General features: G+C 57.6%; 19 protein-coding genes. 7 read left to right on the forward strand and 12 right to left on the reverse strand.

Going from position 1 to position 18,493, the window contains the following annotated elements:
• Positions 1-103: 103 nt before the first annotated feature.
• A complete protein-coding gene (locus G6R15_RS13500) occupies positions 104-2,296 on the reverse strand; it encodes a transglycosylase domain-containing protein (RefSeq protein ID WP_164660462.1) in 2,193 nt (730 codons plus the stop codon).
• Between the two features lie 257 nt (positions 2,297-2,553).
• Here G6R15_RS13500 and G6R15_RS13505 point away from each other — a divergent pair, with 257 nt between their 5' ends.
• The gene (locus G6R15_RS13505; protein WP_085793953.1) at positions 2,554-2,892 is read left to right on the forward strand and encodes a P-II family nitrogen regulator; all 339 of its coding nucleotides are present in this window, start codon (positions 2,554-2,556) and stop codon (positions 2,890-2,892) included.
• 34 nt (positions 2,893-2,926) lie between these two features.
• Positions 2,927-4,240, forward strand: a complete 1,314-nt coding sequence (locus G6R15_RS13510) for an ammonium transporter (RefSeq protein WP_164660464.1) — start codon at positions 2,927-2,929, stop codon at positions 4,238-4,240.
• 104 nt (positions 4,241-4,344) lie between these two features.
• Here G6R15_RS13510 and G6R15_RS13515 read toward each other — a convergent pair whose 3' ends face one another.
• Both G6R15_RS13515 and sseA read right to left on the reverse strand, forming a co-directional pair.
• Positions 4,345-5,529, reverse strand: a complete 1,185-nt coding sequence (locus G6R15_RS13515; protein WP_164660466.1) for an amino acid aminotransferase — start codon at positions 5,527-5,529, stop codon at positions 4,345-4,347.
• Positions 5,529-6,383, reverse strand: a complete 855-nt coding sequence (gene sseA / locus G6R15_RS13520) for a 3-mercaptopyruvate sulfurtransferase (protein WP_164660468.1) — start codon at positions 6,381-6,383, stop codon at positions 5,529-5,531. Before sseA ends, G6R15_RS13515 begins: the two co-directional genes overlap by 1 nt.
• Before the next feature lie 203 nt (positions 6,384-6,586).
• On the opposite strand from sseA, the gene G6R15_RS13525 reads away from it, so the two are divergent.
• Genes G6R15_RS13525 through G6R15_RS13535 form a run of 3 tightly spaced genes read left to right on the forward strand, consistent with a single transcriptional unit; the run spans position 6,587 to position 8,309 of the window.
• Positions 6,587-6,913: a hypothetical protein gene (locus tag G6R15_RS13525; protein ID WP_205520525.1), complete on the forward strand. Its 327-nt coding sequence runs from the start codon at positions 6,587-6,589 to the stop codon at positions 6,911-6,913.
• Positions 6,914-6,961: 48 nt separating this feature from the next.
• On the forward strand, positions 6,962-7,684 hold the full coding sequence (locus tag G6R15_RS13530) for a HupE/UreJ family protein (RefSeq protein WP_164660470.1): 723 nt from the start codon (positions 6,962-6,964) through the stop codon (positions 7,682-7,684).
• 19 nt (positions 7,685-7,703) lie between these two features.
• The gene (locus tag G6R15_RS13535) at positions 7,704-8,309 is read left to right on the forward strand and encodes a transmembrane anchor protein (protein WP_164660472.1); all 606 of its coding nucleotides are present in this window, start codon (positions 7,704-7,706) and stop codon (positions 8,307-8,309) included.
• A 37-nt stretch (positions 8,310-8,346) separates the two neighbouring features.
• Here the strand turns inward: G6R15_RS13535 and smpB are convergent, their stop codons facing one another.
• The 3 genes from smpB to G6R15_RS13550 form a co-directional block, all read right to left on the reverse strand.
• A complete protein-coding gene (gene smpB, locus G6R15_RS13540) occupies positions 8,347-8,823 on the reverse strand; it encodes an SsrA-binding protein SmpB (RefSeq protein WP_164660474.1) in 477 nt (158 codons plus the stop codon).
• Positions 8,824-8,879: 56 nt separating this feature from the next.
• Positions 8,880-9,149 carry a hypothetical protein gene (locus G6R15_RS13545; RefSeq protein WP_164660476.1) on the reverse strand — a complete coding sequence of 90 codons (270 nt, stop codon included), beginning with the start codon at positions 9,147-9,149 and terminating at the stop codon, positions 8,880-8,882.
• Between the two features lie 75 nt (positions 9,150-9,224).
• Positions 9,225-10,121, reverse strand: a complete 897-nt coding sequence (locus tag G6R15_RS13550; RefSeq protein WP_164660478.1) for a LysR family transcriptional regulator — start codon at positions 10,119-10,121, stop codon at positions 9,225-9,227.
• A gap of 85 nt (positions 10,122-10,206) precedes the next feature.
• On the opposite strand from G6R15_RS13550, the gene G6R15_RS13555 reads away from it, so the two are divergent.
• Positions 10,207-10,845, forward strand: a complete 639-nt coding sequence (locus tag G6R15_RS13555; RefSeq protein ID WP_164660480.1) for a class I SAM-dependent methyltransferase — start codon at positions 10,207-10,209, stop codon at positions 10,843-10,845.
• 15 nt (positions 10,846-10,860) lie between these two features.
• Here G6R15_RS13555 and G6R15_RS13560 read toward each other — a convergent pair whose 3' ends face one another.
• A complete protein-coding gene (locus tag G6R15_RS13560; RefSeq protein WP_164660482.1) occupies positions 10,861-11,676 on the reverse strand; it encodes a sulfotransferase family protein in 816 nt (271 codons plus the stop codon).
• 146 nt (positions 11,677-11,822) lie between these two features.
• Here G6R15_RS13560 and G6R15_RS13565 point away from each other — a divergent pair, with 146 nt between their 5' ends.
• On the forward strand, positions 11,823-13,400 hold the full coding sequence (locus G6R15_RS13565; protein WP_164660483.1) for a DUF5928 domain-containing protein: 1,578 nt from the start codon (positions 11,823-11,825) through the stop codon (positions 13,398-13,400).
• Between the two features lie 146 nt (positions 13,401-13,546).
• On the opposite strand, the gene G6R15_RS13570 is transcribed toward G6R15_RS13565, so the two are convergent.
• From G6R15_RS13570 to G6R15_RS13590, 5 genes are all read right to left on the reverse strand, one after another.
• Positions 13,547-14,188 carry a DUF1523 family protein gene (locus G6R15_RS13570; protein WP_164660485.1) on the reverse strand — a complete coding sequence of 214 codons (642 nt, stop codon included), beginning with the start codon at positions 14,186-14,188 and terminating at the stop codon, positions 13,547-13,549.
• 11 nt (positions 14,189-14,199) lie between these two features.
• Positions 14,200-14,466 carry a hypothetical protein gene (locus tag G6R15_RS13575; protein WP_164660486.1) on the reverse strand — a complete coding sequence of 89 codons (267 nt, stop codon included), beginning with the start codon at positions 14,464-14,466 and terminating at the stop codon, positions 14,200-14,202.
• On the reverse strand, positions 14,467-15,804 hold the full coding sequence (locus tag G6R15_RS13580) for a DUF6638 family protein (RefSeq protein ID WP_164660488.1): 1,338 nt from the start codon (positions 15,802-15,804) through the stop codon (positions 14,467-14,469).
• A complete protein-coding gene (locus G6R15_RS13585; RefSeq protein WP_164660490.1) occupies positions 15,805-16,359 on the reverse strand; it encodes a hypothetical protein in 555 nt (184 codons plus the stop codon).
• 138 nt (positions 16,360-16,497) lie between these two features.
• Entirely contained in the window at positions 16,498-18,435 is a 1,938-nt protein-coding gene (locus tag G6R15_RS13590; RefSeq protein WP_164660492.1) for an ATP-binding protein, read from the reverse strand.
• Between the last annotated feature and the right edge of the window lie 58 nt (positions 18,436-18,493).

Raw genomic sequence — 18,493 nt, forward strand, 5'->3', positions numbered from 1 at the left:
TGCGCTTTGCGCAGTGCCCGGCCCAAAGCCGCTAGCGGGATCGACGAAGTCGGGGGCGCTCTGGTGCGGGAGTTCCCCCGAGTCCGGGTTCAACGAACTTAGATCAGTTCCGGCCGCCAAAGATGTCCTTGAGCAGCTGATCCACCGCGCCTCCCAATCCACCTTTGCCACCCTGGTTTCGTTTGGGTTCCGGGATACGCGTTGGTCGGGTCGGTGCGCGCATTGGCAAAGGTTTCGCCGTTAACCCGTCCTGCACCCGCACCATGGTTTCATGCCAGATCTCGGCCGGCAAGCCGCCACCGGTGACACCTGAAAGCGGCGTATTGTCGTCATAGCCCATCCAGACACCCGTGACGTAATCCGCCGTAAAGCCGATGAACCATGCATCGCGCGCAGCCTGCGTCGTGCCGGTTTTGCCCGCCGCCTGCCAGCCCGGCAATGCCGCGCGGCGGCCTGACCCCTCGGACACGACCTTTTCCATCATCCAAATCAACTGTTCCGCCGCTGCCGTTTGAACGACCCGCTCTCCAATACCGCCTCCGGTGCCCATCAGCGGAGTATCATCACCCAGCAACTGCAACTCGACCAAACCATAAGGTGTCACGGACGAGCCGCCGTTCAGGATGCCGGCATAAGCGCCTGTCATCTCAAGCAGCGTGCTTTCAGACGCCCCCAAAGCCAACGCAGGACCTGCCGCCAGATCGCTATCGATGCCAAAGTCGGCGGCCACCTTGCGCACCAGATCGCGACCTACGGCCTCGGACACTTTGACTGCGGGTACGTTCAGCGAGTCCTTCAACGCCTGGGTCAAACTCACCTGACCGTAATGCTTGTTGGTGTAATTCTTGGGGCACCACTCGCCCGAACCTGGAATATTCAAACAATACGGTGCGTCCACCACAGTATCGAGCGGTGAATGCCCCAGTTCCAAGGCTGTGGCGTAGACAAAGGGTTTAAAGGCCGAGCCGGTTTGCCGCATCGCCTGCGTCGCCCGGTTGAATGCGCCCGTCACGCGCGTCTTGCGTCCGCCCACCATGCCGCGCACCGCTCCGTCCGCCGACATCACGACAATCGCGGCCTGCGCTTTGGACCCTTTGCGCACCTTTTCCTGGAACACGAAATTCATCGCCTCTTCGACAGAGGTCTGAATGCGTTGGTCCAGAGTGGTGCGAATGATGACATCCTCGGTTGTGTTGCGGGTGAAATACTCGGGCCCGCTCGACATCACCCAATCGGCAAAGTAGCCGCCGGCACGCGCAGCTGCTGCCGCCGACAACTCGGCTGGGTTCGCCCGCGCGCCATCAGCCTGCGCCGTCGTCAGATAGCCCTGATCCTCCATCAGGCCCACAATGACACGCCCGCGATCCTGTGAACGTTTGAGGTTGTTCGTCGGCGCATAGCGTGTGGGTGCCACCAGAAGCCCTGCCAGCATTGCTGCTTCAGCGGGATCAACTTCAGCGGCTGATTTACCAAAATATCGTTGGCTGGCGGCCTCGAACCCACGGGCGCCTGCGCCCAGGAAAGCACGATTCAGGTAGATGGTCAGGATCTCGTCCTTGGTATATTTCACCTCCATCGCCATCGAATAGACCGCTTCCTTGATCTTGCGCCACAGCGAGCCCTGGCGGCAATCGTCTTCGTAAGCCTTCTCCGACTTCCATTGGGACTCGTCGTAAGGCACGCCCAGACACAAAAGCTTGGCAGTCTGCTGTGTGATCGTCGAGCCACCGTGACCCGACAAAGGCCCGCGCCCTTCGCTCAGGTTGATGCGCACCGCACTGGCCACGCCGCGGGGGCTGATCCCGAAATGGCGATAAAACCGCTTGTCCTCGGTTGCGATGACTGCATTCTTCAGATGCGGTGACACGGTTTCAGCCGTTACCACGCCGCCGAACTGATCCCCCCGCCAGGCAAACACATTGCCATCCTTATCCAGCATGGTCACGGACCCGCGCGCCCGGCCATCGAGTAGCGCGGTCACATCTGGCAGCGTCGTGTAAACCAGACCAACAGCCAGAGCGATCAACAACGCCACGATCACGCCAATACGCCAGATAAAGCCCCAGATCAGACCGAACACCCAAGCAATGAAACGTCGCAGCGCGCCGATGATCCCACCACCGCCGCCGCCCTTTTTACGACCAGGCTTGCGCGTTTTGCGGTTGGCCGTTCTCCTGGTCGCCGCTTTCTTTTTAGGTGCAGCTTTTGATTTGCTTTTGGTCGCCTTGGTTCGCGTCCCAGACGCGTACCGTTTGTCTGCAACCAATGGCGGTTTACGCCGCTTTGAATCACTCATGCTCTACCCTGCCCGGCTCTGGCTTTTGGGGCACAATAGCCCGCGACGCCTCAGGTGTTGAGGTGTTATTCACATTCAATTCCCCTTTAGCATTCGCCTATTTTTTAATCCAACGGGGATAATTGTGCAAAAAATGTGCAACTCTTTCAGATTTTCACACCAATTCCTCAGCGCAACGGTTTCTCTGCAGCGCAGCAACAGTCTTGATTTCCCCATCAAGACACGCGGGCCGTCGCCTGCCAATCGAGGGAAACAAAGTGAAACTCATCATCGCAACGATTAAGCCGTTCAAACTGGAAGAGGTCCGCGAAGCGCTGACCGAGGCCGGAATTCGCGGCATGATGGTCACCGAGATCAAGGGCTTTGGCTCGCAATCAGGCCACACCGAAATCTACCGCGGCGCGGAATATGCCGTGAACTTTGTCCCCAAGATCAAACTGGAAATCGTGGTTGCCGCCTCGATGGTCGACCAGATCGTCGAAACCATCTCGAGCACAGCTCGCACCGGCAAGATCGGCGACGGGAAAATCTTTGTTCTGGACGTCGAACAGGCCGTGCGCGTGCGCACCGGGGAAACCAACGACGACGCGCTCTAAGCGCCCGCACACTCTCACCCAAGGGAAAATCGAAATGAAACTTCTCAAGACACTACCTGTTGCGGCCGCGCTGATTGCCCTGCCGACGCTGGCCCTGGCGCAGGATGCCACGCCCAGCTTTGACGAAATCGGGCCTTATATCATGACCACCCTGCTGTTTTGCATGGCGGGCTTTCTGGTCTTCTTCATGGCTGCTGGCTTTGCTATGCTCGAGGGCGGTCTGGTCCGTTCCAAAAACGTGACTATGCAAATGACCAAGAACATCGCGCTCTATTCGATTGCGGCGATCATGTATTGGGTCATCGGTTTCAACACAATGTATCCCGGCGACTTCAACGGCTTCTTTGCCATCGGCGGCCCAACAGTGTTGGACGCAGTCGGAGTTTCGGCGGCAGATGCGGCGCTCGATTATGCTTCGGTAGGGTCGGACTTTTTCTTCCAGCTGGTGTTTGTGGCCGCGACCGCCTCGATCGTGTCGGGGGCATTGGCTGAACGGATCAAGCTGTGGCCATTCCTGATCTTTGTCGTGATCTTGACGGGCCTGATGTACCCGATCTCCGGGTCATGGAAATGGGGCGGCGGCTGGTTGGATGCCATGGGCTTCCAGGACTTCGCAGGTTCGACCGTTGTTCACTCGGTAGGTGGCTGGGCTGCTCTGGCGGGCGCCATCGTGCTGGGTCCGCGCATTGGCAAGTATGGCAAAGACGGCAAAGTCATCCCGATCCCGGGTTCGAATCTCGCATTGGCCACTTTGGGTACGTTCATCCTGTGGATGGGTTGGTTTGGCTTCAACGGCGGCTCACAGCTGGCCATGGGCACAGTTGGTGACGTATCTGACGTGTCGCGCATTTTTGCCAACACCAACATGGCCGCGGCTGCCGGTGCTATTACCGCTCTGATCCTGACGCAGGTGATGTTCAAAAAGCCGGACCTGACCATGGTTCTGAACGGCGCGCTGGCTGGTCTGGTGTCGATCACAGCTGAACCGCTGGCACCCACGCTGTTCGGCGCTTTGTGGATCGGTGCCGTAGGTGGCGCGATCGTGGTCCTTGCCGTGCCGATGCTGGACCGCCTGAAGATCGACGATGTTGTTGGTGCGATCCCGGTACACCTGTGTGCCGGTATCTGGGGCACGATCGCTGTGATCTTCTACAACTCCGACGCCACGCTGATGACGCAGCTGACTGGTATCGTGGCCTACGGCGCCTTCACCTTTGTTGTCAGCCTTGTCTTGTGGGTCATCCTGAAAGCGACGCTGGGCATCCGTGTCAGCGAAGAGGATGAGGTCAACGGTTTGGACATGGCCGAACTGGGGATGGAAGCCTACCCCGAATTCTCGCGCGGTTGATCCGGCGAGACAGAGAAAGGCCTGGGCCATTCGGTCCAGGTTCCAACAAAAAAGGGCCGCCCATCCAGAGAGGGGCGGCCCTTTTCATCAATGATTAGGCCCGATCAAATACCAGCGTCGACAATCGCCTTGGCCAAGATCGGTACAGTCTGCGCATTCAAGCCTGCAATGTTCATGCGGCTGTCGCCAACCATATAAATAGCGTGCTCAGCGCGCAGCTTTTCCACCAGTTCGGGCGAGGTGCCCAGGCGCGAGAACATGCCGCGGTGCTGTGCAATAAAGCTGAAGCGGTCCGAGCCGGACAGGCGCTGCAACTCGTCTGCCAGATCCTGACGCAGACCCAGCATCGACACGCGCACATCTTCCAGCTCGGCCATCCAATCGGCCCGCAGGGCGTCGTCGTTAAGGATGGTGGTAACGATGCGGGCACCGTGATCAGGCGGGAACGAGTAGTTCTGGCGGTTCAAGAACGCCAGCGTCGCCTGATTGAGCGCCGTCTGAGTGCTGTCCTGCGATACCGCCATCAAAAGGCCTGTGCGCTCGCGGTAAACACCGAAGTTCTTGGAGCACGACGCCGCGATCAGGCATTCTTTGACAGATGAGGCCACAAGGCGAACCGCCTGCGCGTCTTCTTCCAGACCGTCGCCAAAGCCCTGATAGGCGATGTCGATCATTGCAACCAGGTTTTGCGCGTTGATCAGGTCCACGACCTCTTGCCACTGCACCAGATTCAGGTTGGCGCCGGTGGGGTTGTGGCAGCAGCCATGCAGCAGCACCACGTCGCCCGCCTTGGCGGTTTTCAGATCTTCGATCATACCGTCGAAGTCGACACCACGGGTTTCGCCATCAAAGTAGCGATAGGGCACGGTTTCGACGCCCAGGTAGTTCAGGATCGAGATGTGGTTCGGCCAGGTCGGGTTCGACACAAACACACGTGCCTCGGGCGAGGCCATCTGGATCAGCTCAAACGCCTGACGACAGGCGCCGGTGCCACCAGGGGTCGCGGCGGCGCCCACGTTTTCGCGCGCAACGGAATCGCCCAGGATCAGTTTGATCATCGCGTCCGAATAGGCCGGATCACCGACCAGACCAACATAGGCCTTGGACTGTTGTTCTTCCCAGATCTTCTGCTCAGCCGCCTTGACCGCGCGCATCACCGGGGTGACGCCCTGGGCGTTCTTATAGACCCCGACACCCAGGTCGATCTTGGTGTCGCGCGGGTCTTCGCGATAGGCTTGCATCAGCGCCAGGATCTTGTCTGCTGGCTGCGCTTTGAGGTTTTCGAACATCAGTTCTCTCCGGTTGCGACGGGCAGGGTCGGGAAAGCACCCCATTCAGCCCAGGAGCCGTCATAAAGCGAGTAGTCGTGTTTCCCCATGCGGTGCAGGGCCAGTGCCAGAACGGCAGCTGTCACGCCCGAACCACAGGTGGTGATGGCGGGTTTCGACAGATCTACCCCGGCGGCCTCGAAAACTTCGCGGCACAGTTCAGGGGATTTCATCGTACCGTTCTTGTTCAACAGCGTGTTGAACGGCACATTTTTCGAGCCGGGGATATGGCCCGATCGTAACCCTTGACGCGGCTCGGCTGCCTCGCCCCGGAAACGAGCGGCTGCACGTGCGTCGATGATTTCATGGTCATCCAGCTTGGCGGCAGATGACACTTGGGTCACATCGCGAATCAGATGGTTCTGCACGCGAACGGTCATGTGGCGGTCGCGCACGACAGGCGGCAGATCTTCGATCTCGTGACCCTCGGCCTGCCATTTGGGCAAACCGCCATCGAGAACGGCAACATTGTCCTGCCCCATCAATTTGAACAGCCACCAGACGCGCGCCGCAGACATCAGACCGGCACCATCATAAACGACGACCTGATGTCCGTCGCCCACACCCATGGCCCGCATCCGCGACATGAACTTTTCCACCGGCGGCACCATGTGCGGCAGGTCCGAACGCCGGTCGGAGATGTCGTCGATGTCAAAGAACCGTGCACCGGGAATATGCGCCGTCTGATATTCGATCTCGGGGTCGCGGTTCTCGGTTGGCAAATACCAGGATGCGTCCAGCACACGTAGGTCCGGGTCCTTCAGGTGATCGGCCAGCCAGCTGGTGGATACAAGTGTTTTCGGATCGTCGGTCATCCATGCCTCCCCTATGCTCTAGTTTGTCCGTATACCTGCAGGAATTCTGGCGCAAGTCCAGCGCAAGCCGATGCGACCACAGAACCGCACTCGAGACCTCTAAATTGCACTCAATGGCTCACTTCATCGGCTTGACCGCATCCCCCCAGGGGGATAAGTCAGGAAAAACATTCGAGCACCCGGTCATGCGCAGCCCCCTCCCCATGTTGCAGATCCTTTTTGCGGCCGTCCTGACGGTGGCGATTCTGCTGCAAGGTCTGACCGGGATTGCAAAGCACTTGCCCCAGATCGAGCCTGAAATCGTGTTTCAAATCAAAGCCCACGGTCACAGCCATGATCCGGTGACGGATACAATATGGTCGGGGCACGGACACAGCCATGACGTCGCCGATCATGACCACAATCCGATGCTCGCACTGATTGGCGAAGATCCGCTTTCTTCATACCCACGCACCAAAGCGACCCGTGCGATCCTTTCCTTTGCAGCCTGGAACATGAACACAGGGCCAGAGCGACCTCCGAGAGCCTGACGTTTCCCCATCGAAACGAAACTCAACACATAATTCTCGGAGCATATCATGACTTCTGTTTCCCTTGGCGGGGTTGGATGGCGTTCGCGCGTCATCGCACCCCTGCTGGGCCTGCTTGCGCTGTGGTTCAGCGCCAGCGTGGCCACCGCACATAACGTGACCGCAGGCGATGCCGGTTACATCCAGGAAATCTGGGGCGTCAAACTGATCCCCTTCGCCTACCTGGGCGCTAAACACATGGTGACGGGATACGACCACATCCTGTTTCTGTTTGGTGTCGTCTTCTTCCTTTACCGGATGCAGCACGTCGCCACTTACGTCAGCCTGTTCGCCCTTGGCCATTCCACAACCATGCTATTGGGCGTCTGGTTCGGCTGGAACGTGAACGCCTATCTGATCGACGCCATCATCGGTCTGTCGGTTGTCTATAAGGCGCTGGACAATCTAGGCGCCTATCAACGCTGGTTCGGGTTTCAACCCAACACCAAGCTGGCCACGCTGATTTTCGGCTTCTTCCACGGGCTGGGACTGGCCACCAAAATCCTAGACTACGACATCGCACACGACGGGCTGCTGGCCAATCTGATCGCCTTCAATGTGGGCGTTGAAATCGGACAGGTTCTGGCCCTGTCGCTGATCCTGATCGTCATGGGCTACTGGCGCCGCAGCAACAGTTTTTGGTGCCATGCCTACACCGCCAACGTCGTGATGATGACCGCTGGTTTTGTCCTGATGGGCTACCAGCTCGCCGGTCTTGCCCTGTCCGCATAACCCATTTCGGAGATATCCAATGTACAACGCAGAAAAACCAAACCTCGCCGAGTTGCCAAGCAGTGCGCAGCTGGTGAAATCCACGATCATCGCGGCGGTGGCCGCGGCAGTCATCCTGATCACCATCGTGCTGCCCGCCGAATACGGCATCGACCCCACCCGCATCGGCCGCCTTCTGGGCCTGACCGAGATGGGAGAGATCAAATCGCAACTGACGGATGAGGCGGAACAAGACCGTCAAGCCGACGAACAGGAAAAATCGAGCCTTCTGGACTTGTTCATCCCAGCCGCCCACGCGCAAGAGGCCGAGGTGTGGCAAGATCAGGTAAGCTTCGAGCTGACCCCGGGCCAGGGTGCCGAATGGAAGTTGGTGATGGGAAAGGATGCACAGGCCGAGTTCCGGTGGTTCACCTCGGACGGGCGCGTGAACTATGACCTACATGGCGATGGCAGCGGTAAGTCGATCTCGTACAAGAAGGGCCGAGGTGTAGCGAGTGAAACGGGAACCATCAGCGCAGCCTTCACCGGCAATCACGGCTGGTTCTTTCGCAACCGGACCAGCACGCCGCTGACCGTGACCCTGCAACTGCGCGGGGCCTATACCGACATCAAACGCACATTTTGAAATCTGTTCGGGCCGACCCAAGCGTCGGCCCATCAAATCAACGGGCGTCTTTCAGCAAACGTTGCTTCTGCCGAGACCAATCGCGCTTGGCTTGGGTTTCGCGTTTGTCGTGGTTCTTCTTACCCTTGGCGATACCGATCTTGATCTTGGCCATTCCACGGTGATTGAAATACATAACCAGCGGCACCAGCGTCATGCCCTTGCGCTGTGTTGCGTTCCACAAGACCGACAGCTCTTTACGAGAGATCAGCAGCTTGCGACGCCGCCGCTCTTCGTGCTTGAACATCTTCGCCTGCACATACGGCGCGATGTAAGAGTTCACCAACCACAGCTCGCCGTTTTCCACGGCCGCATAGCTTTCGGCGATGTTCGTTCCACCGACGCGCAGCGATTTAACCTCGGACCCTTCGAGCATGATGCCGCATTCGAGATCGCTCTCGATGGCATAGTCGAAGCGCGCCCGCCGGTTCTCGGCAACCACCTTGTAATTCGGATCTGTCTTTTGCTTGGCCATGGGGGCCAGATTTAGGCGTGCACGCGTCCCGGCGCAAGCGGGACTTGCATCGAAAGTCAGCCAGAGCGACGCGTACGCAGGTTCTGAGCGATGCCCACGATGCTGATGACGATCCAAAACCCTTCCATCAACATTGAGGCAAGGTTAAAGTTATGACTGAGCGAATAGGTCAACAGCAGCGCGCCCAGCAGGTTCACCACCGGAAACATCAGATCGTTCGAGTTCAGATACCGCATCTGCGTCGCAAAATAGGCAAGTGCAATAATCAGCGTCCCGGTTATGCCGATGGCATCTGGCCAACTGAGACTGGAAAGAAATTCGGCCATGAACTGCGAACCTATCAAAATACGTTTGGCGCGCGCACTACCGGGCACCGGACCAACAGGCAAGGGATCGACGATTCACGCCGCGTCTTTGGACAGGAAGTCCGCCAGCAGGTCAAACACCAACCGTATGCGGCGCGAGGTGTGCAGTTCGCGGTGGGTTGTCAGCCAAATCGGAAAGCGCACCGGTTCCAATACGCTCACCACCCGTTCAACGCCGGGACAACGCCGCGCGACCTGATCCGCCATCAACGACAAGCCCAGCCCCTGTTCGACCATGGCCCAAGCCGCGCTGCCCGATGTCGATCCCATGCGAAAGTTCTCGGGCGACAGCTGCACACCCTGTTCGCCAAAAAACTCGATCATCCGCGAAATGTCACCGAATGAGATAAAGTCGTGACGCGCCAGGTCCGCGACCGAGCTTGGTCGCCCACGTTCGGCCAGATACCTGGGAGCGGCGTACAGATGCGCAGTGGTTTCCGTGACCAGACGCGCAAAAAGCTCGGGTTGTTCAGGACGCACATGGCGGATTGCGATATCTGCCTCGCGCATCTGCAAGTCGCGCAAGTCATCAGCCGAAACCAGATCTACTTCAAGCTTGGGTGCCACTTCGCGCAGACGCAGCAACGCCAATGGCATGATGTGGGTGCAAAAAACCTCGGACGCGGTGATCCGTATGGTGCCTTCGATGGACTGGGACTGACCGCTGGCCACCAGCGACAGGTGCATCGCCGCCTCGCGCATGGATTTGGCATGGGCCAGCATCTCACGCCCCGCTTCGGTCAGCGCAACCGATCGGCCTGACCGCTCAAAAAGAGTGACACCCAAAGATTGTTCCAGGGCCGCCACCTGACGCCCCAAAGTCGGCTGCGTTTGACGCAAGACCCGAGCCGCGGCGGAAAGAGACCCCTCTTCCGCTGTCGCCAAAAAGGCCCGCACATGGGACCAGTCAAAGGAGACACCCTGCCAATTCATGCGTTTGTGTATAGCAGGTGAACGGTTTTGGGCAATTCATCAATGGTTTCCGCATGAGTATTCATCACACAAAGGAGATCACATCATGGCCCAAGCAACTGCATTCTGGGACGGCATTGCCGAACGCTATGCCAAATCCCCCATCAAAGACGTCCAAGCCTATGAATACACGCTAGAGCGCACCCGGTCCTACCTGAGCGCGGATGACAGCGTTCTAGAACTGGGCGCGGGCACGGGCTCGACTGCGCTGCAATTGGCCCCCAGCGTGGCGCATTACGTGGCCAGTGACCTGTCCCCAAAGATGACCGAAATTGGCCGAGCCAAGGCCCGTGACCAAGGAGTGACAAATGTGGAGTTCATTGCAGCGGATGTATCTGATACGCAGTTGGCGAGCGCGCCTTATGACACAGTGCTGGCCCTGAACCTGCTTCATCTGCTACCCGATCTGAGCCAGGACTTGAAGCGCATCCATCAAATGATCAAACCGGGTGGGCTGTTCATCTCGAAATCCGTCTGCCTTAACGCCAAGGGCTTACCCCTGCGCCTGCGGATCATGAAACTGGCCATCCCGCTTATGCAGATGGTCGGCAAGGCACCCTATGTCCGCTCACTCACGACCGAAGACCTGGAACACGAGATTTCGGCAGCCGGGTTCGAGATCATCGAAACCGGCAATTACCCGGCTGTGCCCCCCAGCCGTTACTTGGTGGCACGGCGCGTCTGATCCCGGGGCCCGGTCTTACGACAGCTTGGCGTGCACCTCGTCTAAGTCGATCTGATCAATTGGCATCTTGTTGGCGGGATTTTCGAAATCGTATTTGAACAAATCGAAATCGCGCTTGTAAATCTCGTACACCAGATGCATCGACAGATCGTCGAAATAATCCTCGACCGGGTGGGCGCGCTTGGGTCCGTGACCTTCGGATTCGTTGAACCGCGGGATTTGGCCAAGGTCGACTTTTACAGGGGTTTCGATGTGGTTCATCACGTCCTGCATGCCGTCGTTGAACTGTTCCGTCCAAAAGATGTTGTCATACCGCCCGCCGTTCGAAATGAACGTCGATACATGACCGGACATCGCCGACCAGTGAATGTCCGGGTCCATCGGCCGCCGCCAGCGGATGGTGTCACGAGCAAACAGCAGGAACCGCCGGAAACTTTGGATTTGGTCGAACTCCTGCTTGCCGTCGTCGCCGCCAACTTCGATCCCGTATTTGTAGATCAATGTTGGCACCAGATTGCCACGATACCGCTTGCCGTTGCGCTGAATACCACAGATCTTGTCAAAGAACGATGACAGGATGCGCGTGTAGGGATTGCGTACGCAGGTGAACGCATACGATTTGTGCGCCTGCACATTGCGGGTGATGGGGCCCTGGCTGTTATCCAGAGCCCATTTGTGCAACCCACCTTTGGCGTCGTGAATGTCGCCATCAAAAAACTCGCCATGATCCGAGTAGTACATGATCTGACCAATGGTCGAGCAGGCGCATTTTGGCACCACTCGATACACAACACTTTCGCTTTCCGTCATCCAGGTGCCTGGAAAACCCATCTGCCTTGCCTCCGTACCCCGTTTCGCCCTAGCTTGTGCAACAGGCGTCTTTACCTCAAAAAACCAAATATACCCTGTTTATTCAATCACTCTTCACCTTTAACAGGGTAAACAAAGGGCAGAAACAAGGGCTCGTCGTTTCCAATATGGCAAAAATTGCCTACATCTTGCTGTGCCACAAGGATCCGGATGCCATTATCATGCAGGCCGAGCGGCTCACTGCGGCCGGTGACTACATGTCTATCCATTTTGACGCCAGCGCCAAGTCAGAGCATTTTCGCAAGATTAGAACCGCCCTTGCCGAGAATCCAAATGTCACCTTTGCCCGCAAGCGAATCAAATGCGGCTGGGGGGAATGGTCGCTGGTTCAGGCCACGCTTTTTGCGATCGAAGCTGCAGTGGATGAATTCCCTCGTGCCACGCATTTCTACATGCTGTCCGGTGACTGCATGGCGATCAAGACCGCCGAATACGCCCACCAGTTTCTGGACGACAATGACAGGGACTTTGTCGAAAGCTTTGACTACTTCGAAAGCGACTGGATCAAGACCGGCTGGAAAGAAGAGAGGCTGATCTACCGCCATTGGTTCAACGAACGGACACAAAAGAAACGCTTCTATGCGATGTTCAATCTGCAGCAACGGCTGGGATGGACGCGCGAAATTCCTCACGACATCCAGATCATGATCGGCAGCCAATGGTGGTGCCTACGACGCCGCACAGTCGAATGGATCCTGGATTTTACCAAAACGCGGCGCGACGTTATGCGGTTCTTTGCGACCACCTGGATTCCGGATGAAACGTTCTTTCAGACTCTGGTACGTCATCTGATTCCCGAGGATGAAATCGATTCCCGCACACTGACTTTCCTGATGTTTTCTGATTATGGAATGCCAGTCACTTTCTACAACGATCACTACGACCTGCTGCTCAGTCAGGATTTTCTGTTCGCGCGCAAGATCAGCCCCGAGGCCAAAGAGCTCAAATCCCGACTGGGACGACTTTATGCAGCCTATGACGTGCAATTTCAGATCTCGAACGAGGGGCGCAGTCTGTTCAAGTTCCTGACCGGCAGGGGCCGGATCGGCCGTCGGTTTGGCATGCGGTTCTGGGAAACCGAAAGTTCGTTGGGACGCGAACGCGAGTTGATGATCGTTGTGAGCAAGAAATGGCACGTCGCCAAACGCCTGCTGGAACAGATCAGGCAGGTCACGAATGTGCCCACCATCGAATACCTGTTTAACGAAGAAGGCGCTCCGCTGCCCGATCTGGGCGGCATTCAGGCAACGCTTGAAAAACGGACCCGTCACCGGCGCGCGCTGATGCGGATGCTGTTTGAATACTACGACACTGATCGGCTGGTCATCTGCATGGACCCCTCGAACCTGGACCTGATGCATGACTTCTTCTCGGATCGGTCTGTCACCCGAATGCTCGAAGTCGAATGCAAATTCACAGACGAGTACCTGATCGGACACGCTCACCGTGTGGGCCTTGCAGGAGAACGCACTCCAAAGGCAACGCTGGAACGTCTGTTGCCCACGATTCGCAACGATCTGGCCTATGAGGGTGACCGCATCCGGGATGCGGGCTTCGCGCGATATGTCCGAATACGCGAAGTAGCCCAACCCGAGGAAAACGCCGAAAAGCTGTCCGAGTTTCTGTCGATCTCCTGGGAACAGGGCCTGCGGTTGGCGCAGACCGAGCATTTGTTTGCAGACTAACCCAAGCGGTTATTTTAAAGTCAACACGCGTTTGTAATCCGAGATCAGCGGGGGTTTCGACGCTCTCAGCGAACTTGATTTTCAATCGCTTATCTTTCAGATCCTAAAAGAGCCGCGGTAAATCGCGGCTCTTTTAGATTAGTGTATCAGGATCTCCAACTGTCCAGCCATTTGCGGAACCGGCCCCGCTTTTCGTCGATGGCGTCGCCGGCGGCATACAGGCTGTCCTCGACGCTTTCGACCATGGGATCAATCCGCGCCTGCCGGAACCGGCGCCAGCGGACGTAAAGCGCCCAACCGATGGCGGCCAGCAGGATCAGGAAGATGATATTGAACCACGGAATGATCCGCACATCCGGCCCATCCACACGCCAGATTTTGACCGCGTTGGGAAAGATCGACATGAACTCGTTCCGCCAGCCATAGTGGCGCACCACGGCCCATTTCGGGTCTGCCTCGGATGATTTCAGATCCGCGGCCTCCGCCTGCAGGTTAGATGACGTCACCTTGAAGTAGGGCGGCCAACTCCACCCCGTATCCTCGTTGCGGTAAACCATCACCTTGCCATTGGCCTTGCGGGTCTGGATGAAGAACACATCACGGTTCGACGTGGTGGTATCGCTGCCCACATCCTGCGCCGCCCAGAACAGGCTGTTCTCGCCCGGATCGATCCGCTTTTCATAAGTGTCACTGACACGGACGATATCATGCTGCGGAAGGGTGTAGTGCAACACAGCCACCACTGTGCCCCAGAACAGGATGATGAACGCCCATTTGATGTAAGCCATGGATCAGGCCCTCACATAAAGTTCGAATAATAAACTAGGAACGCGATGATCCCCAGCGGGACAACATACACGCCCAGGATCAGCTTGCGCCGGAACGAGCCGTCGTATTTCTTCAGCCCACGCTGAATAAACGCCTCGCGATCACCAGTCATGCCTTTCTTGTCCCAATGCGCTTCCAGCTTACCGCGCCGCACGCGTCGGGAATAGATCGACACGATCACATAGATCACCGTCAGGACGATCAAAAGCGGGATCATCAACCGCAACATCACGATCATTTACGGCCTCCTTACTGCGCCCCAGGGTCCGACACGTTCGATCAGATCATCCACGCGCGTCTCGCCGTCCATATCCGGTTCGTGCCCAAACAGCGCCTCGCGCGCGCCTGCCTTGTCCACCTGATACTCCTGCGCAAGGAAATCAGCAACATAGGCCTTCTTTGCCTCGGGCCAGCCCGCATAGGTGCGATAGAACAGATCCTTGTGACAGATGAACAGCTGGCGCACGTCCAGCGGACACAGTTCCGCCAGCAGCATATTAACCAAATCGCGGTGCGGCGTGTCGGCCGCGCGCAGCGTGTAAAAATACGCCGGATGGTCCGAGCTGATGCGCGGCCACCTCCCGCCCGACTTGGCCCAAGACATCAACTGCGACAACGCGTGGTACACTTCGGGCAACTGATCCACATGCCGCCGCGCCAGCCGCCGCATGTCGCTGCGCCCCAGCTCACTCAGGTCAATGCCAGCGTTGGCCGCCGTGTCGATGGTGATGAAATCCATCTTCTGCTGCAGGATAGCGGCAGCATCCACGCCACGCGCTTTGACGATGGGTTCAGCCAGATCGTTGTAATCCAGAAACTTGGCGATCCGGTTCCGGTCGCTCAGGTTAAAGACGTATTTGATCGGCAGCTCTTCGTCGGGCTTTTCACCGCTCACAATCATCGCCGGATGGTCCAGATCGGTGAACAGATACATGCCGCCAAAATGCGCCGTCCAGAACGCGCCCTGTTCAAACGTCCCCTGGCTCAGATGCACCGGGTTGCGGGTTACATCGCCGGTTTGTTTTGCCGCCCCGATCATGTCGGCGATCAGCACATCATCGAACCAGGCGTCCTCTTCCGTCTTGAACCGCTCGACCATATTTGCCAACTGCGTCGCGGTTTTCAGCGTCCCGCCCACGGTGTCCGCCTCAACCTCGACGCTTTTCAGATCAAACAAATCGCGCGGCGAGCGGATCTTGAAGACCGAGTTCACCAGTTCCCCCGCAACCGCATCCGTGGCCGTCAGGGCAAACAACTGGCTTTCGTTATCCTCGATGAACTGACGCAGAATATCGCGCGAGGTCGAGAATTTCACATTCAGCAGCGGCGCCCGCTTCTGCTCGGTCGTGAGCAGAATGAACTGCCGATTGACCCCATTGGGGTTTAGGTAGAGCGGATCGCCCAGCTCCTCCCCCACCTCCGGCGAAAACCCCGAGATATCGACATGAAAGTCACTCAGCTGCGTGGCCTTGCCACTCAGATGCCCAAGCGCACGGTTATAGCGTTCGATCAGGGCAGGGCTGGAGATATGGACCAGATTGCCAAACATCAGACCTTTTTGGATGAGGCGCTTCATTTAACTGCCTCCTGACGTGGTTGAAGTTTGTGTTTTTGAGTGTTCAGTATTTTCTAAGGCGTCTCGCATACTTGCCCATTCAATCTCCAAGATTGATTGAGATGCAATGACAAGAAAGCCAGTCCCACCAGATCTGACAACATCGACGTTTCCAATTCCTTGGAGACATTTGGTCAACCTGCCTCGTTCCGCTGATGCGGGAAACGATCCTACCAAAACACCTAACCTGCTGTAGGCATCATTGAACTCGATTACTTGATCAGCATTTCTCTCACCAACAAGACTCAGCGCAGCCAATTTGCCTACATCTTGGCGAAAGGCTTCTAGTCGATTGTATCGAATATCTACGAGCTTCATTTCCCGCTGTAGACTTCGCTCGATAAGTTGCGCGGATGCTAGCCTATTTAAAGAAGCTTTCTCGAAGGATTTTGTTACAAACCAAGCCAAAAACGGTATTAAAACCACTGTAACAAGCTGTAAATGCGCATTTACCCAATCTTGGAAAATGCCTGCAAACTTGTTCATCCCGGCCAATAAATTCAATATGGTGTCCATTAGGAAATGTTCTCCAAAACTTGATCACATATTGCCCACTTCATCGCTTCAATCACTCCCCAAGCCCCCTCCCCATGGGGGGAGGGAGGGGGCTGCGCGGCAGAGCCGCGCTGGTCTGCGGACACATCTGTTGTGCGCTCACCCCTTCCCCTCCAAATACCGCTTCTTCGCCTCTTCCTGACGGCCAAAGTCGCGGACCATTGCTTCGATGGCGACCTCATCGCTCTTGTCGGCATAGCGGAATTCGCTGTCGGCGTAGCGGTTGATCTCTTGCAGGACCATGTCCACCGTGATCGGCACGCGCAGCTCGGAAATCATCGCCCTCTTGGTGTCGTAGTCCTTGAACAGGAACAGCTCAGGCGTCTCCATCCATTCATCGGGCAGCTCAAAATCCATCGCGCGGACCTTGACCGCATCGGTGATGTTCTTGATCGCGCGACCCGTGAACCGGTCATCCGCCTGCTGGATGCCCTTCAGGTACGTGCCCAGCTTGGCAATAGTGTCCAGCGGGCCGATCTGATCCGACACCCGGTCGAACACATCCAACAACCCCTGTTCATGGGGGCGGTTGTGCCCCTCAAAACTCGCCGCCACCGCGCGTTTGATTTCCTGCGCAGCCATCAGGTCGTGATCGCCCAGGGGGATGTCGTGGTTCTTGCCCATCAGCAGCGACAGGATGTCGATGTAATCTGCGCGGCTTTGCGGCCCATCCACCAGAAACCGCGCGCCTGCCCGCTGGCGCAGGGCGTCGTCGACATTCTCGGGGTAGTTCGAGAACATGCCGAATGTGCAGTTTCCCCGCACAACCGTATTGGCGCCAGCAAAGCTTTCCATCAGCACCGCCGTGATCTCCAACTGCCCGGCCGACGACTGCCGGTCGCCCCGCTTGCCCGCTAGCTGGTCGATGTCGTCGATGGTGCCAAAGCCGATCACGGACGGGTCCAGAATGGTGTTGATGAACGCCTTGGCGTTCTGGCCCGACTTGCCCTGATAGCTGTCGATGTTGTCAGTGCTCAGGTTCTGATAGCGGAAAGGATAGCCCGCGACCTGACAGTAATCGTTGAGCAACCCCGCCATCATCTGGATCAGCGTCGTCTTGCCCGTCCCCGGCTTGCCATCGCCCATGAAGGTAAAGATGAACCCGCCCAGATCGGCAAAGGGGTTCAGGCGGCGGTCGAAATCATAGGCCATCAGCATCTTGGCCAGCCGCAGCGCCTGATACTTGGCGATGTGGTTGCCCACCACTTCGGTCGGTTTCTTGAACGTCATCGTCAGCGTGGTGGATTTCGCCTTGGACGCCGGCTCAAACCCCCGCAGGGTCAGGTCATCCGCCTCTACATGCCACGCGCTGCCCGCGAACCCCGCCAGATGCTGCGCCGATTGCGCCCGCTGCGCGGCCTTCTCCATCAACGCTTCGGCATAGGCGCTGACAGCGGCCACCAGATGCGCGTCGTCGGGGGCCTTGGTGGCGAGAACCTGATCCAGTTCCCACAGCGCGCCATGCAGGGCAAGCTGGCCATTGTCAGTCAACAGCTCCTCAACCTCGCCCACATCCACCGTGATTTCGGTCAGGTGAGACGACATCAGATAAGCCAGCGCGTTGCCTAGAACATGGGCCGAGATCAGCGCTTCAGCCGTCAGCAACTCAGAGAACTCGGCCTTGCGCGCAGGTGGCAGATCGCCAGCCAGATTGGCCCGTTTCAGATCGCCCAGCGCGGTTTGATCCGAATAGACCTCGGCCATCGCCAACGCGATCGCCACCGCCCGCCGCAACCCATGTTGCACCGTCGCCTGCAACGGAGACGTCAGCGCATCGCCATCATCCGCCGCCTCGATCCGGTCAATCAGATGCACACCATCGGCGCGCACGGTCCGGCGTGTCACTAGTCCGGGCGTGGTCGAACGGAACCGACGTCGCGTGCCAACGCCAGGGCTGCGCTCAGGCGCAACACTCTCGGCAACCGGTTTGGCGACCCGGGGCGCGTGGTCGAACCCCTCAAGCAACGCGGTCGCTGAGGGGTAATGCTTGCGAATATCCTCTTCGCGCAATTCCATCTGGTCAGACGTCAAACTCATATCAATATCGCCCTTGTTTCACCCTTTTGAAAATACTCTCGTCCCGCTGCCCGACAGG

The organism is Tropicibacter sp. Alg240-R139 (genome assembly GCF_900537075.1).
Lineage (GTDB): Bacteria > Pseudomonadota > Alphaproteobacteria > Rhodobacterales > Rhodobacteraceae > Falsiruegeria.